Here is a 15,592-nt window from a genome sequence, read left to right as displayed (position 1 = left end):
TATGCATAGTTTAACATGTAATCATATCTTTACGATAACACTTTTACTATACCTATAATTTTTAATTAAAAAAAGACACTCCAAGTAAAAATAGCTTTTAATACTTGAAATGCCTTTAATATAGAATTTAACCAATTTGAATACGTTCTTTAGGATAATGATATTTTTTAGGTTCTTTTCGTCCCCCTATCATTATGATAAAGGAGATTAACCCTACTCGTCCGATAAACATTAATATCATCAAAATAATTTTAGTTAAATTACTAATATCATCTGTAACACCTAATGTGAGTCCACACGTACCAAATGCTGACATCACTTCAAAGAACACTTGTAAGAAGGTTAGTTTACCTTGTTCTGCTGCGGATATAATTATCATACTCGTGAATGTTAAAATTGAAGCCATTGTAAACACCATAAATGAACGTTGAATATCCATTATATGAATTTCACGGTTAAACACTTTGATGGATGTTTTATCTGCCGAATTACTAAAATTAATAACAAATAGTATTAAAATAGCAAATGTAGTAGTACGTATACCACCACCTACCGAACTAGGAGATGACCCGATAAACATTAATAAACTCATAATAATATTTGTGGGGTCGCTAAATTGTGAAACGTCTATAGTTTGCAATCCTGCACTTCTCGTTGTAGCAGATTGAAACAGAGAGTAAAACAATGACTGGTGCCAACTCATGCCTTTAAATGCATGATTATGTTCTAAAAGAAATATTATTATCACACCAAATACAAATAAAAATAAATATGTTGAAGTAGTAATTTTCGTAAATAATGAGAATCTAAAGTTAGTTACTCTATTTTTTATATATGCTTTAACTTCAAGTAATACTGGGAATCCTATCGAACCTAAAACTATTAAAAACATTACTATCGTTTGTACAAAATAATCTTTTGCATAAGGCACTAACGAATCACCAGTAATATCAAGACCACCGTTTGTTGTTGCAGAAATAGAAACAAATATTCCTTGCATGATAGCATATTTTAAATCTGGATTGTCCCTGTAAAAATAAAATGCAAGCAATATTGCGCCGATAAATTCAATAACGATTATTGTTCTAACTATTTCAAGTATCAGCTTAACTGTTCCACTCATTGTATCTTTATTATTATCAAGCATAATGAGTTGACGTTCACGAATACCTATGTGCTTACCTAAAACAACCCACAACAAGGTTCCAATAGCCATAACACCAATGCCACCGATATTTAAAATTACTAATATAATAATTTGACCAAAAGTTGAATAAGTATCCACAATACTGATTGGTGTTAATCCAGTCACACTTATGCCTGATACAGCCACAAAAAGTGTATCTATTGGATTTACGTCAACGCCAGACTTATGCACATATGGTAAATTCAATAATAAAAATGCGACGATAATAGCTGCTAAATAATAAAGTACTATCCCTTGTTGAGGACTGGACCTTTTTAATAGTTGACCAAAAATCGACATTCATTTCACCTCAACATCATTTTAATTTAATATCTATACTTTTCTCTTTACCGTTTCGATATATTTTAGCTTTTAATGTATCTTTATCTTCCCTATGACTAAAAATAATTTGTCTATAACGTAAATTGTCTTCTAATCTTTTACCATCTAATTCTACTATTACATCATCTTTTTTCAACCCTGATTTATCTCCAAGTGAATTAGGTTTAACTTCACCTATTAAAACGCCATTTTTAATTTGATCAGGTAAATTGATGGATTGACGTTCACTATTGTCTATATCAGCAATATTTTTAATTTTAATACCAGTATTAGGATATTCAATTTTACCATCTTTTTCTAACTGTCTAGCCACTTTTTGAGCTTCATTAATAGGAATAGCAAATCCCATTCCTTCAACGTTATCCATATCTATTTTAAGCGATACAATACCTATAAGTTTACCATCTCTATCAACTACTGCACCACCTGAATTCCCTGGATTTACGGGCGCATTAATTTGAAATGCTTTCATTAATACATCATAGCTATCGTCTTTATCTATATCTACTGGTACATGTCTATTCAAACCAGAAATGATACCATCTGATACACTCTCTTTAAAATCTACACCTAAAGGATTACCTACTACTAATATAGGCTCTCCCAAAACTAAATGATTGGAATCTCCAGTTTTAATTGCTTTAACGGACTTATCTACACTTTTGGCTTTTACAACTGCAATATCAGACCATTTATCAGTTCCAACAACCTTACCTTCAACTGATTTATTATTTCCAAATGTAATTTTTTGTTTATCCTTATCACCCACTACGTGAGCGTTAGTCATAATAAAAAGAGAGTCGCCCACTTTTTTGTAGACGACACCTGAACCAATTTCATTATCTGCTTTAGATGTGTTATTAGGAACCGAAGTATCTTTTACTTCTTCATTTTCCACAGTAACAACAGATTTAACTGAACTATTGGCACTTTTCATTGTATCTGTATAATGTTTATTCGTTGGTGATAAAGCACTATCATTGGTGTGATCGTTTTTATTAACGTTAGTAAAAATAGCGTTAAGGATAATTATTAATAAAATAATACCAATAATAATAGCAATTTTAGGCCAATGTTCAATAAAGAATGATTTAATTATATCAATATAATCTTTATTCTTATTATTAGATTTATTTTCTGATGAAGATGCGCTCATATGTATAGCTTTATTGTTGTGATCTTTATCGCGTTCTTTTTCATTTTGATGATGACTTCTCTCTTTACTTTCTGTTAAACCACTATTTTTAGCTGAACGTGTTTCGTTGTCATTTGTAGCATTTTCTTTTTCATTCTTTGATCTATGCTTACTATTAGATTCTATGTTATTTTCACTAGAATCTTTATCAGTATCTATTTTATTTTTTGACTTATTTTCATCCAAATTATTAAACTCTGAGCTAGTATTTATACTTTTATCAGCATTAATACCATTTTCGTCAGTTTGTTTTAAATCGTTCGTGTTATCTTTTGATTGATTTTTGGATCGCTTTAATTGATGTTCTTCAGGTAACGTTAAATTTGATTCATTATGTGATGATGAGTCTTGGTCGTTGTCCATTTTATTACTAGATTGTGAAGCGATATTTTGTTGTTGTTGAATTTCATCTTTAGTCAATTTTTCTATTCTTGCTTTTCTTAAATTGTCTTTGACTCTTTCTTCATTAACTTTAGATTGATATTCGTCTTTTTTTGCTTGAATTCTTTCTTCTTCCTTTTGTTGTTCTACTCTAGCTTCTCGTTCTTCATTATGGAAGAATTCACGACGTTCTCGTCGATAGTTTTTACGAGGGATGACTTGTTTTTTATTTTTATCCACTAGATAGTTCACTCCTATCATTTCACTCAATTATCTTTATTATGACATACTCAAATAATAATGAGGTAATATTTTCTAGAAAAGATTGTATATTCCTAAGAAAAAGTCCTATGTATACGTAAATTTTAATATTTTATAATTAAAACTGCAATGTTGTATAGTAACAAAAAATACTTCGTTCTAATTTGAACGAAGTCAATTAATACTATTTCTTTTTCTTTTTATTATTCACTACTGATGTTAACCAACCGATAACAACAAGTAAAATAAGTACTGCCCAGAAGATTGATTGCCATAAAACAGTATGTGGGAATTCTTCAGGTAATATACCAACATCTTCATGTGCTAACACGAGTACTACTAATTTAATACCTACCCAGCCTACAATCGCAAATGCTGCGCCTTCTAAACCAGGATATTTGTTTAATAGTTCAACGAACCATGTAGCAGCAAAACGCATTAAAATAACACCAATCATTCCGCCAAGGAACATTACTGCAAATTGACCTAAATCCATACCTCCGAAATCAATATCAATTTCAGGTAAGGTAACTGCTATTGCTAATGCAGCTAACATTGAGTCAATTGCAAATGCGATATCTGCAAATTCAACTTTAAATACTGTAGCCCAAAATTCTTTCGGTCCAACAGCTTTCTCTTGGCCTTCTTCATCAAAATGATGGTCATCATTTTCATGTTTTTGATGGTCTTCTTCAGTCTTATGGAAGAAATCCCATAAGTTTTTAATAGACATGTAAATTAAGTAGATCGCACCAATTGCTTGAATAAACCAAAAATTAGCTATAATACTTATTAAGAATAATGCTATAAATCTAAATACAAATGCACCTAATAAACCATAAAATAATGCTTTTTTTCTTTGTTTAGGTGGCAAATGTTTTACCATAACCGCCATTACGATGGCATTATCAGCAGCTAGTAAACCCTCTAAAAATACTAGTACAATTAGAACCCATCCATAGGATAATAACATACTCGGTTCAAATTCCATTGTGGACAACTCCTTTGATTTAAATTACAAATAAAGAGACCTATGCTAAAAAATAGCAAAGGTCTCACTTAGCAAATATTATTGCCCACTTTACCGGAAGATAAGACTTCGTAATGACGATAAAGTGTAAAATCACTTAATTGTTAAAGTGACCATCAAGTTACTCCCCTCTGACATAAATGTCATAGGTATTTATTTGTGAATATGGTTATTATACAGACATATGTGCATAATGACAATTTATTTTTTTATAAAATTGTAATAACATACTGTTTAATACCCAAACCACTCAATATCAAACATCTTAAAGTAAACTATATAATTTAATTTCTGGGAATTTTTCTTCAAACCAGCGTGTTGCAAATTCATTTTCAAATAAGAATACTTTATTATCATAACGATCATTTACAAGTATAGAACGAGATGTATTCATATTATCTTTAATATCATCTTCATTTTCTATCCATCTAGCAATTTTACGTCCTACTTGTTCCATGACAACATCTACATTGTATTCATTTTTCATACGATGTTCGAATACCTCGAATTGTAACTGACCAACAGCACCTAAAATAATTTGATTAGTGTGTAACGTTTTATAGTATTGAATAGCACCTTCTTGAACAAGTTGTTCTATACCTTTATGAAAATGCTTTTGTTTCATTACATTTTTAGCAGAAACTTTCATAAATATTTCTGGAGTAAACTGTGGTAAATCTTGGAAACTGAATTTTTGCTTACCGCCTACTAACGTATCTCCAATTTGGTAATTACCTGTGTCGTATAACCCAATAATATCTCCTGCTACAGCATGGTTAACAGTTTCTTTATCGTCTGCCATAAATGAAGTTGAACGTGTGATTTTTTGCTTCTTACTAGTACGTTGTAAAGTAACATCCATTCCTCGTTCAAATGCACCACTAACAACTCTCATAAATGCAATTCTATCTCGGTGTTTAGGATCCATATTAGCTTGTATTTTAAAGATAAATCCAGAAAAGTCAGTATCAAATGGACTCACTTCGATTTCTTCTTTAGTCTGTCTTGCATTAGGCATTGGTGCATGATCAACGTATGCATTTAAGAAGTTTTGAACACCAAAGTTAGCTAAAGCAGAACCGAAAAATACTGGAGTCAATTCACCATTTAATAATGCATCATTATCAAAATCTTCCCCTGCTCCTTCTACTAACATTAACTCCTCGATAGCTTGTTCAAATGCACTATCATTTTTAATGGCATGATCTTCTTCTAATTCATAATCATCATTTAGATGTAAAATATTTTCTTCATCTCTAAAAGGTTCAATTGATTTACTTTTTCTATCGATAATACCGAAAAAGTTTTGTCCCATTCCTACAGGCCAATTCATTGGATAAGTATCAATATTTAACGTTTCTTCAATTTCTTCTAATAAGTCAAATGGTTCTTTACCCACACGGTCTAATTTATTAATGAAAGTAAAAATAGGTATACCTCTCATTTTACAAACTTTAAACAATTTAAGTGTTTGTGGTTCGATACCTTTTGCACAGTCGATAACCATTACAGCACTATCGACAGCCATTAATGTACGATACGTATCCTCTGAAAAGTCTTCGTGTCCAGGTGTATCTAATATATTAATTTTATAATCATCATAATCAAACTGCATGACTGAACTTGTTACTGAGATACCACGCTCTTGTTCAACTTTCATCCAGTCACTTGTAGCGAATTTCCCAGATTTTTTACCTTTAACTGTACCCGCTTCACGAATGGCTCCACTGAAATATAATAGTTTTTCAGTTAATGTTGTTTTACCAGCATCGGGATGGGAAATAATAGCAAAGGTCTTTCTTGACTCTACTTCTTCCTTTAAATTCATTAATCATTCTCCTTTAGTATTGTTTCAATCCAACTTGTTACTTTATTAGCAAGATTTTCTGCTTCATTTTCATCATTAAATGTAAAAAATTGCATTAATAATGTTTCATTAATTTCTTCTATACTTAAGTCATTTGAAATTTCAACTGACCAAAATTGATCAGGTATTGCTATCAATAGTGTTTGATTTAATTTTTGAAAATATACATAAAATTTGTTCGAATCATCTGTATATTCCCTAATCTTCAACTGGTCCACCACCAAATTTTTTATATGCTGCTTCTAGACCTATTAAATCATCTCGATGAGGAACTTTGATATGTCCCGGCATAATTTGGTAAGGTTCTCTACCTTTAGATGCGAGAACAACAGTATCACCTGGTTCAGCGATGTCAATTGCATGTTTAATTCCTTCTGCTCTATCCTCAAATTCTACATAATTTGAATGTGTAGCGCCTTTAGCTAATTCAGCTGTAAGCATTTTCGGATCATCATTAGCGGGATTGTCAGGCGTAAAAATAACATAATCTGCACGACAAGCGACACTACCCATTTCAGGAGTTTTTGTCATATCTCGCTCTCCGGCCATACCCACTAAAAATATTAATTTCTGTTTAACAAATGGTTTAACTGCATCAATTAACTTATTCATTCCATCTGCTGTATGTGCATAATCGATGATTAAATCAATTGGCAAACTAGGATCCAGTACTTCTAAACGTCCCTCAACTGGTTCAAGTGATTTAACTGCTTTAATAATTTCTTCAAATGAAATTCCTTTACTCCAAACCGCAATTATTGCTGCCATAATATTCGATATATTGAATTTGCCGACATATGGACTTTCAACATGATAACTTCCGAATGGCGTTTCAAATTCAAATTTCACGCCTTGCAATGATTCATTAATATTTGTGGCCATGAACTGTGCTTCGTTATCAATACCATATGTAAATATTTCATAAGGTGTCACTGAAGCAAGATATTCTGAAAATGAGTCATCGTTATTTATAACGGCGTATTTTTCTTTTGCTAAGTCTTCACCTAATTGACTAAATAACAACGATTTAGCATGTCCATATGCTTCCATTGTTCCATGAAAATCTAAATGGTCTTGAGTTAAATTGGAGAATATAGCAACATCAAATTCAACACCTCTCAAACGACCAAGTGATAAACCATGACTTGATACTTCTAATGTCATAGCTTCAGCACCTTCATCAGCAGCTTCTTTAATTTTTTTAGTTAAAGATACTGTCTCAGGAGTTGTATTTGCGCCTTTCGTTTTCTTTTCATTAATCTGGAAACCATTTGTACCTAAATAAGCACTATTTTTATTTAGTTTTCTATATATTAGATGAATCATTGTAGCAATAGATGTCTTACCATTTGTACCTGTTACCCCATATGTAACTAGTTGATGGCTTGGAAAGTTAAATAACGTATGTGCTAATAGACTCGCTACTCTCAATGTATCTGGCACAATGACTTGTGTTACTTCACCATTTAATTCTTGTTCTCTATTAACTACAATTATTTTACATCCTTGATCAACTACATTTTGACAAAATTTATGACTATCTACTGTATAACCTTTTGATGCGACAAAAATACTGCCTTCTTTAGCTGTTCTTGAATCAGTAGTAATATCTTCTACTTTTCTTTCTAATGTTCCAATTACTTGTTTTACTCGAATTTTTTCGAACAATACACTCGCATTCAAAATGAATCGCTCCTTTTTTTACAATAAGTCTATTATACACGTTTTAATGGTTATGATAAATTTATTCTTCATATTTAAATGTAATCATTGTTATCGACTTTTTTATAGTAATACTCTCTACAAAAATTAACATTATTCTATTATATATGTAGTAAATTGGTTGATTATACGATTTTAATCGCCATTTCTTTCAAAAAATTTTCAACAATTAAATGTAAATTAAAAGCTCATTTATTAATCTAACATTAAAAATGGTTAAAAATACTGTTAGCTTAGGAAATTAATGATACTTATTAATTGAATCATGCTAACATAAAGTATAGATAAACATTTTATTTGATGTAATTATGAAGAAAATACTTCATCATTATTAAGTAATTTCGAATTTTATTTTAAGATAGTTATGGTATAATGCATAATTACAAATTTTACATCTACATATAAAGTATTACTTGTAGTTTAATCACAAGAAAATTGCTTCAAGTCAATGGTAATGAAATTAACGGAAATCGTGATATTCCTTTTATAATGTATTAAAATACGTTACACTTATTATAAATTTTAAAAATTAACGGAGGGTGGCTTTTAATGGTTACTCAAAATAAAAAAATATTGATTATTACTGGTTCTTTCGGTAACGGTCATATGCAAGTTACTCAAAGTATCGTAAACCAATTAAATGAAATGAATTTGGACCATTTAAGTGTTATTCAACACGACTTATTTATGGAAGCACATCCGATTTTAACTTCTATATGTAAAAAATGGTATATCAATAGTTTTAAATATTTTAGAAACATGTATAAAAACTTTTATTATAGCCGCCCTGATCAACTAGATAAATGTTTTTATAAGTATTATGGTCTAAATAAATTAATAAATATACTGATTAATGAGAAACCAGATTTAATTTTGTTAACATTCCCAACACCAGTAATGTCTGTATTAACAGAACAATTCAATATTAATATTCCAATTGCGACGGTAATGACTGATTATCGAATGCAAAAAAATTGGATTACACCAAAATCAGAACGTTATTATGTTGCTACTGAAACAACTAAAGAAGATTTCATGGAAGTAGGCGTTCCTGCCTCTAACATTAAAGTCACTGGAATCCCTATTTCTAGTAAATTTGAAGAATATATTGATCAAAGAGCGTGGTTGAGTAAACATCATTTAGATCCAGATAGACCAACTATCTTAATGTCTGCAGGCGCATTTGGAGTTTCAAAAGGTTTTGACCAAATGATTAATGAAATCTTAGAGAAAAGTAAACATTCACAAGTTGTTATGATTTGTGGACGCAGTAAAGAATTAAAACGTTCATTACAAGCTAAATTTAAAAATAATCCTGATGTTTTAATATTAGGATTTACTAAACATATGAATGAATGGATGGCATCAAGCCAATTAATGATTACTAAACCAGGCGGAATAACTATTTCAGAAGGATATACTCGCTGTATTCCAATGGTATTTTTAAATCCTGCTCCTGGTCAAGAATTAGAAAATGCGCATTATTTTGAAAAAATGAATATGGGTAAAATTGCTAATACGCCAGAAGAAGCTATTGATATCGTTACGCAGATTACAAATGATGAAACTTTATTAAATAAAATGACTTCTAATATGAAAGAATCTAGAATTGAATATTCTACTTTGAAATTATGTAAAGACTTATTAGAATTATTAGGCCACTCTTCACAACCTGAAGAGATATATGGAAAGGTACCTTTATATGCCAGATTCCTCGTTAAATAATTATTCTAATAATAAAAACTTTATTATTATGTTAGTCATTTTATTTTTAATGGAATTTGCTAGAGGTATGTATATTTTAAGTTATATTAATTACTTACCTACTGTTACATCAATTGCAGTTGCAGTGACATCACTTGCTTTTTCTATTCATTTTATTGCAGATGCTGCGACAAATTTTGTTATTGGCTTTTTATTAAAAAAATTCGGTGCTAGATTAGTGCTAACATCAGGCTTTTTAATGGCATTTCTAAGTTTATTCTTAGTCATCTGGTTTCCGTCATCATCAATTATCATCATTATTAGTGCAATTATGCTCGGTATTGCTGTTAGCCCCATTTGGGTGATTATGTTATCAAGTGTTCAAGAAGATAAACGAGGCAAACAAATGGGCTATGTTTATTTTGCTTGGTTATTAGGTTTATTGGTAGGTTGGGTAGTCATGAATTTTCTAATTAAAATTCATCCCCTACATTTTGTATTTATGATGTCACTAGTAGTTTTAATTGCATGGGTTTTATACTACTTTGTCAATATAAGACTCACAAACTACAATACTAAACCTGTAAAAGAGCAATTATTCCAAATTGTCGATGTAACTAAACGACATATGATTTTATTTCCAGGCATCTTATTACAAGGTGCAGCTATTTCAGCGCTAGTTCCTATATTACCTACATACGCAACTAAAATCGTACATGTATCAACTGTTGAATATACACTAGCAATTATGATTGGTGGCATAGGTTGTGCTTTTTCTATGTTATTCCTTTCAAAAATTATAGATAAAAATAGCAAAGGCTTTATGTATAGTATTATATTTGGCGGTTTCATTTTATATACATTAATGATATTTGGATTATCTTTAATCACAAATATTTATATTGTATGGGGTATCGCTTTATTTATTGGATTAATGTATGGTATTTTACTTCCAGCTTGGAATACATTCATGGCAGGCCATATTAATCCTAAAGAACAAGAAGAAACTTGGGGCGTTTTTAATAGTGTACAAGGTTTCGGTTCTATGATTGGTCCATTATTAGGCGGTTTAATTACTCAATTCACAAATAACTTAAATAATACATTTTATTTTTCTGCATTTATTTTCTTAGTTTTAGCCCTATTTTACGGTTATTACTTTATAAATCGAAAACATGCAAAATAACAGAAAATGGAGTGAGATAGACATCTATTATAAAATAGATACCACTATCTCACTCCATTTTGTTTATGTTTTAACTATTAATAATTATTGGTTTTCAAAATCTAATTAATTTAATTTAAATGTATCGATAACGTTCCATTTGTCATCTTCTGAATGATATTGAAGTAACGATAATTCATCAATTACCTCTTTATGATCTACCCCTGCTAATTCTACTTGACCATAAATATCTTCAAATTCTTGACTTGAAAGACCTTGTGCAATTGTAAAATGAGGTACAAATTGATGTTCAGCCTTACCATAAAAATCATCTGTATCAAATCGATTAAAAATTTCTTCAAGTTCGTCGTTTTTAGCAACTTTAAAGTAAATAACATTATTTACTGGTTTGAAACTTGATGCTTTAGTAGCATGGATATCGATTGATGAGATACCTTTAATTCGAGTTTCAATTTCTTTTTTAACTGAATCTAAATCCGCATCATTAACTTCAAATTGAGATTTCACAGTAATATGTGGCATAATTTGTGCGTAATGAGTGTCATAACGCTTACGATATGCATTTACCTCTTCTTGAAATGACTTTGATGGGATTAACGCTAATCCTAAAATCATTTGAATTCCTCCTTTGTTTAACCTATTTCCATTATAGCAAAATTCCATGAAAACCGTTACTTTAAACTTAAAAATATTTTTTCTATTTTAAACTATATTCTTCAAAATTTTTATACGATGTATAGTTGATTATGATTTTTTAAACAGTATTATTTCAAATTATATCTTTAAAAAACATACCTATTTTTATACTCATTCATTAAGTTAGTCCGGAATTTCTTCATTTAAAAAGTATTTTAGTATATCGCCTAACATTGGTTTCCATGATTTCCAGTTATGGCCGCCATCGAATTCTTGGTACTCATACTTCACATGGTATTGTTTAATAAGTTGATTTAATTCTCGGTTTGGCGTTAAGAAATTCGCACGTTTTCCATTGGTTGGCAAGGTAAAATCTTCTTCTTCTAAACCAATAGCATGCCAAATTGAAAGTTGTTCTTTTGTTTCACAATCTATCAATTTCTCTTTAATGATATCGTCATATTGTGGACTAAGCATAGCTACTTGGCTAAATATAGTTGGATACGTTAATGAAGTAAGTAAAGCTATACTTCCAGCCAAACTATCACCCATTAATAATCGTGCATTACCTACTTTGTAAGTTGGGAAAGTAGCATCAATAAATGGTAATAACTCTTTGCCGATTGCTTTAACAGTTAAATGTGATCGACTACCTTGTGGGTGAAATTCTTCACGTCGTTTTTCAACACTCTCGTAATGAAATCCTACAATAATAGCTCGTTGTATTTCCTGATCTTTACGCAATCTTTCATATTCTCTTTGAATTCTTCCAAATCTTAAAAAATCTAATCCATCAAAACAAATAATCACTTGATGTTTAAATAAATCTGTATAATCTTCAGGTAAATAAATCGATATCGTAACTTCTCTTTCTAAAATATCGCTATAGAATTGATGTTTATTAATTTTACCTGGTTTAAATTCAGACATGTTAAAACGCCCCCTAGTAGTATTAATAACATTGTACCAAGAGACGTTATATTTTTAAATTATGTAGATTTTAAAGTTTTTAATAAATTAAGAAATTCAGTTGTTAATTGTAATTTTAATTCTTTAATAAACAACTATTTTCCGTAAATAAATTCATTAACGTTATATATATAACATCCTGTTTTATTTACTTACTTTTTTCAATCTTTCAGGATAGGTTTTCAACCAAAAGATAGCATTAGGTAGTTTTTTCGCATCAGGTTTATATAATGCATGATAACCTGAACCTAAACGTGACTTCTGTACTTCATAATCTTTTAATGCTTCTATAGCTGGTTTATGTAGTATCCATATCGCTATAATGTTTAACCACGCCATAAGACCTGCCCCTAAATCACCTAAAGCCCAAGCAACATCTGCAGTTTTAATACCACCATATAATGTTGCAATAATGATTCCTAATCTTATGAGAATAAATGCAATATTGGTTGTATGATTGTTTTGCTTTCTAGTTATATAAGCTACATTTGTTTCAGCAATATAGTAATAAGCTATTATTGTCGTAAAAGCAAAGAAGAATAACGCAATTGCTACAAAATAAGAACCTATTCCAGAAAAATGAGTATCAAAATGGTAACTACTACCATGAAATGCTTTATCTATACCTGCTTGTACATACATAGCTGTACCTGAATAATCTTTACTACCATCTGCATTTTCTACAAATACACCACCATTTTTTATTAAATGTGGTGTGCCATTAGCATTATTTTGACCATCTGTAACGTTATATGTACCTGAAAGCAAAATAATTAACGCTGTCGCTGTACATACAAATAAAGTATCCACATAAACTGAAAATGATTGAACTAATCCTTGTTTTGCTGGATGAGATACTTCTGCAGCTGAAGCTGGATGCGGTCCAGTACCTTGCCCCGCTTCATTAGAAAACAGTCCTCTTTTAACTCCAATTTCAATCATAGCGCCTACAATTCCACCAAATGCTGATTGTAATCCAAAAGCAGATTTGAATATTTCAGCTAATAATGCTGGAACAGCTTGAATGTTAATCACAATAATGATGATTGCCATCAAAATATAAATTACAGCCATAAATGGTACGACAGCAGTAGCTACATTAGCAATTGAACGTAATCCACCAAAAATGATTAACGCTAAAATAATTACGACGATCACAGCAACTACCCAATTAGGTATATTGAAAGCGTTATTCATAGAACTTGCGATTGCATTTGCTTGTACACCAGGCAATAATAATCCGGCAGATATAATCGTAACTATTGCAAATGCTAATCCGTAAATCTTACCCAACTTACCACCGATACCATATTCGATATAATATGCTGGACCACCACGATATTCACCGTTAACTTCACGTTTAAAGATCTGTCCTAATGTTGATTCAATAAATGCACTACTCGCTCCTAAAAAGGCACTCATCCACATCCAAAATACTGCACCAGGACCTCCAATAAAGATTGCTGTTGATACACCAACTATATTACCAGTACCAACACGCCCCGCTAATGACACGGCTATAGCTTGAAAACTAGAAATACCACTAGGTGATTTTTCTCCCTGAAACATTAAACGAATCATTTCTTTAAAATGTCTTACTTGGAAAAAGCGCATCATTAAACTAAAAAATATACCCGTAAATAATAATCCATATACTAATGGTTTACTCCAAACCAGTTCATTTAAAAATGCAACGATATTTTCAATCATCGTATACCTCCCTAATCAATAGATTAAAAAAATTATACGATGTATATTTACACTTATCAATATATTTTTAGAATTTTATATAAAATGTATTATATTATTATCTATTTGTGTGCTTTATTTAAACGATATGGCTCTTTTGTAGTATTAAATTTTGAGATATACTATATAAGACTATCAAAAAATGAAAAATTTCAGGAGGACTATCATATATGTTAAATAAAGTTTGGTTCCGAACTGGCATAGCTTTAATTATGTTGTTCATACTCATCAAACTATTTATGCAAGTGCATGAAGTATTTACCCCTATTGTTACCATTATTGGATCTGTTTTCCTTCCATTTATTATTAGTGGTTTCTTATTTTATATATGTTTACCATTTCAAAATTTATTAGAAAAATGGGGATTTCCAAGATGGGCTAGTATTGTAACTATATTTGTCGTGTTAATAGCAATAATTGCTATAGTTGTAGCCTTTATTGCACCAATCTTAATTTCAAATATGAATAATTTGATTAAACAAACACCAGCATTACAAAGAGAAACTGAGCGTCTGGTTAATTTCGCACTAACTCAAATTGATAAATTACCAAATGATGTCACTCACCGTATTAATAATATGGTTAAATCAATGGGTGATGGCGTAACAGATGTCTTATCAAACTCACTTTCATATATCACATCATTAATTTCTACTATCTTCTTATTGATTATGGTACCGTTCTTCCTTATTTATATGTTAAAAGATCACGAAAAATTCATTCCAGCAGTTGGTAAATTTTTCAAAGGAGAACGTAAAGTATTTGTAGTAGATTTATTGAAAGATTTAAACTACACGTTGAAGTCATATATCCAAGGACAAGTAACAGTTAGTGTTATTTTAGGTATTATCTTATATATTGGTTATACAATTATTGGATTACCTTATACACCATTATTAGTATTATTTGCTGGTGTAGCTAATTTAATACCATTCTTAGGTCCATGGCTTTCATTCACGCCAGCAGCTATTTTAGGTATTATCGATGGTCCGACAACTTTTGTTTGGGTGTGTGTTATCACTTTAATTGCACAACAATTAGAAGGAAATGTCATTACACCAAATGTTATGGGTAAATCACTAAGCATGCATCCATTAACAATCATTGTGGTTATTTTAGCAGCTGGAGATTTAGGTGGTTTTACACTAATATTAATCGCTGTACCTTTATATGCAGTATTAAAAACAATAATTAGCAATATCTTTAAATATCGTCAACGAATTATCGATAAAGCGAATAGTAACGTTAAAGATTAGATATTCTTTCACATAACATAAAATTATAACTAAAAAAGCTGTGAAGATGCCTATAGCCTTCTTCACAGTTTTTTATTGTTTTCCAATACTTCTTCAACTAATCACATA

Annotated in this window: 12 protein-coding genes; 3 read left to right on the top strand and 9 right to left on the bottom strand. The window is 30.4% G+C overall.

Annotation, left to right across the window (positions count from 1 at the left end; genetic code table 11):
* Positions 1-127: 127 nt before the first annotated feature.
* The 6 genes from GVY01_RS02695 to GVY01_RS02670 form a co-directional block, all read right to left on the bottom strand.
* Positions 128-1,486, bottom strand: a complete 1,359-nt coding sequence (locus tag GVY01_RS02695) for a TrkH family potassium uptake protein (protein WP_017637371.1) — start codon at positions 1,484-1,486, stop codon at positions 128-130.
* Positions 1,487-1,502: 16 nt separating this feature from the next.
* Positions 1,503-3,344: a trypsin-like peptidase domain-containing protein gene (locus GVY01_RS02690; protein WP_159333633.1), complete on the bottom strand. Its 1,842-nt coding sequence runs from the start codon at positions 3,342-3,344 to the stop codon at positions 1,503-1,505.
* 205 nt (positions 3,345-3,549) lie between these two features.
* A complete protein-coding gene (locus GVY01_RS02685; RefSeq protein WP_046466527.1) occupies positions 3,550-4,356 on the bottom strand; it encodes a TerC family protein in 807 nt (268 codons plus the stop codon).
* A gap of 304 nt (positions 4,357-4,660) precedes the next feature.
* Entirely contained in the window at positions 4,661-6,223 is a 1,563-nt protein-coding gene (locus tag GVY01_RS02680; protein ID WP_017637374.1) for a peptide chain release factor 3, read from the bottom strand.
* Positions 6,223-6,480: a YueH family protein gene (locus tag GVY01_RS02675; RefSeq protein ID WP_231577495.1), complete on the bottom strand. Its 258-nt coding sequence runs from the start codon at positions 6,478-6,480 to the stop codon at positions 6,223-6,225. The genes GVY01_RS02680 and GVY01_RS02675 overlap by 1 nt, the downstream gene beginning before the upstream one ends.
* Positions 6,461-7,945 (bottom strand): UDP-N-acetylmuramoyl-L-alanyl-D-glutamate--L-lysine ligase, encoded by a 1,485-nt coding sequence (locus tag GVY01_RS02670; RefSeq protein WP_017637376.1) that lies wholly within the window; start codon positions 7,943-7,945, stop codon positions 6,461-6,463. Before GVY01_RS02670 ends, GVY01_RS02675 begins: the two co-directional genes overlap by 20 nt.
* Positions 7,946-8,533: 588 nt before the next feature.
* Between GVY01_RS02670 and GVY01_RS02665 the strand changes: the two genes are divergently transcribed.
* Positions 8,534-9,709, top strand: a complete 1,176-nt coding sequence (locus GVY01_RS02665; protein WP_017637377.1) for a diglucosyl diacylglycerol synthase — start codon at positions 8,534-8,536, stop codon at positions 9,707-9,709.
* Positions 9,687-10,874 carry a lipoteichoic acid biosynthesis MFS flippase LtaA gene (gene ltaA / locus GVY01_RS02660; RefSeq protein WP_017637378.1) on the top strand — a complete coding sequence of 396 codons (1,188 nt, stop codon included), beginning with the start codon at positions 9,687-9,689 and terminating at the stop codon, positions 10,872-10,874. Before GVY01_RS02665 ends, ltaA begins: the two co-directional genes overlap by 23 nt.
* Before the next feature lie 105 nt (positions 10,875-10,979).
* On the opposite strand, the gene GVY01_RS02655 is transcribed toward ltaA, so the two are convergent.
* From GVY01_RS02655 to GVY01_RS02645, 3 genes are all read right to left on the bottom strand, one after another.
* A complete protein-coding gene (locus GVY01_RS02655; protein WP_017637379.1) occupies positions 10,980-11,489 on the bottom strand; it encodes a YjcG family protein in 510 nt (169 codons plus the stop codon).
* 204 nt (positions 11,490-11,693) lie between these two features.
* Positions 11,694-12,440 (bottom strand): esterase family protein, encoded by a 747-nt coding sequence (locus GVY01_RS02650; protein WP_029055560.1) that lies wholly within the window; start codon positions 12,438-12,440, stop codon positions 11,694-11,696.
* Positions 12,441-12,623: 183 nt separating this feature from the next.
* On the bottom strand, positions 12,624-14,189 hold the full coding sequence (locus tag GVY01_RS02645; protein WP_108016846.1) for an alanine/glycine:cation symporter family protein: 1,566 nt from the start codon (positions 14,187-14,189) through the stop codon (positions 12,624-12,626).
* Between the two features lie 209 nt (positions 14,190-14,398).
* On the opposite strand from GVY01_RS02645, the gene cozEa reads away from it, so the two are divergent.
* A complete protein-coding gene (cozEa, locus tag GVY01_RS02640; protein WP_017637382.1) occupies positions 14,399-15,484 on the top strand; it encodes a lipoteichoic acid biosynthesis protein CozEa in 1,086 nt (361 codons plus the stop codon).
* Positions 15,485-15,592: the final 108 nt, after the last annotated feature.

It is taken from the genome of Staphylococcus sp. 8AQ (genome assembly GCF_902506595.1).
In the GTDB taxonomy this organism is placed as follows: domain Bacteria; phylum Bacillota; class Bacilli; order Staphylococcales; family Staphylococcaceae; genus Staphylococcus; species Staphylococcus pasteuri.
The sequence above is the reverse complement of the archived record's forward strand: the minus strand, read 5'-3'. Positions and strand labels throughout refer to the sequence as shown.

What these genes read in the sequence shown, in the direction of transcription:
- GVY01_RS02695 (WP_017637371.1), bottom strand. Translation starts at nt 1,486, where the DNA reads ATGTCGATTTTTGGTCAACTATTAAAAAGGTCCAGTCCTCAACAAGGG.
- GVY01_RS02685 (WP_046466527.1), bottom strand. Translation starts at nt 4,356, where the DNA reads ATGGAATTTGAACCGAGTATGTTATTATCCTATGGATGGGTTCTAATT.
- GVY01_RS02680 (WP_017637374.1), bottom strand. Translation starts at nt 6,223, where the DNA reads ATGAATTTAAAGGAAGAAGTAGAGTCAAGAAAGACCTTTGCTATTATT.
- GVY01_RS02665 (WP_017637377.1), top strand. Translation starts at nt 8,534, where the DNA reads ATGGTTACTCAAAATAAAAAAATATTGATTATTACTGGTTCTTTCGGT.
- ltaA (WP_017637378.1), top strand. Translation starts at nt 9,687, where the DNA reads ATGCCAGATTCCTCGTTAAATAATTATTCTAATAATAAAAACTTTATT.
- GVY01_RS02655 (WP_017637379.1), bottom strand. Translation starts at nt 11,489, where the DNA reads ATGATTTTAGGATTAGCGTTAATCCCATCAAAGTCATTTCAAGAAGAG.
- GVY01_RS02650 (WP_029055560.1), bottom strand. Translation starts at nt 12,440, where the DNA reads ATGTCTGAATTTAAACCAGGTAAAATTAATAAACATCAATTCTATAGC.
- GVY01_RS02645 (WP_108016846.1), bottom strand. Translation starts at nt 14,189, where the DNA reads ATGATTGAAAATATCGTTGCATTTTTAAATGAACTGGTTTGGAGTAAA.
- cozEa (WP_017637382.1), top strand. Translation starts at nt 14,399, where the DNA reads ATGTTAAATAAAGTTTGGTTCCGAACTGGCATAGCTTTAATTATGTTG.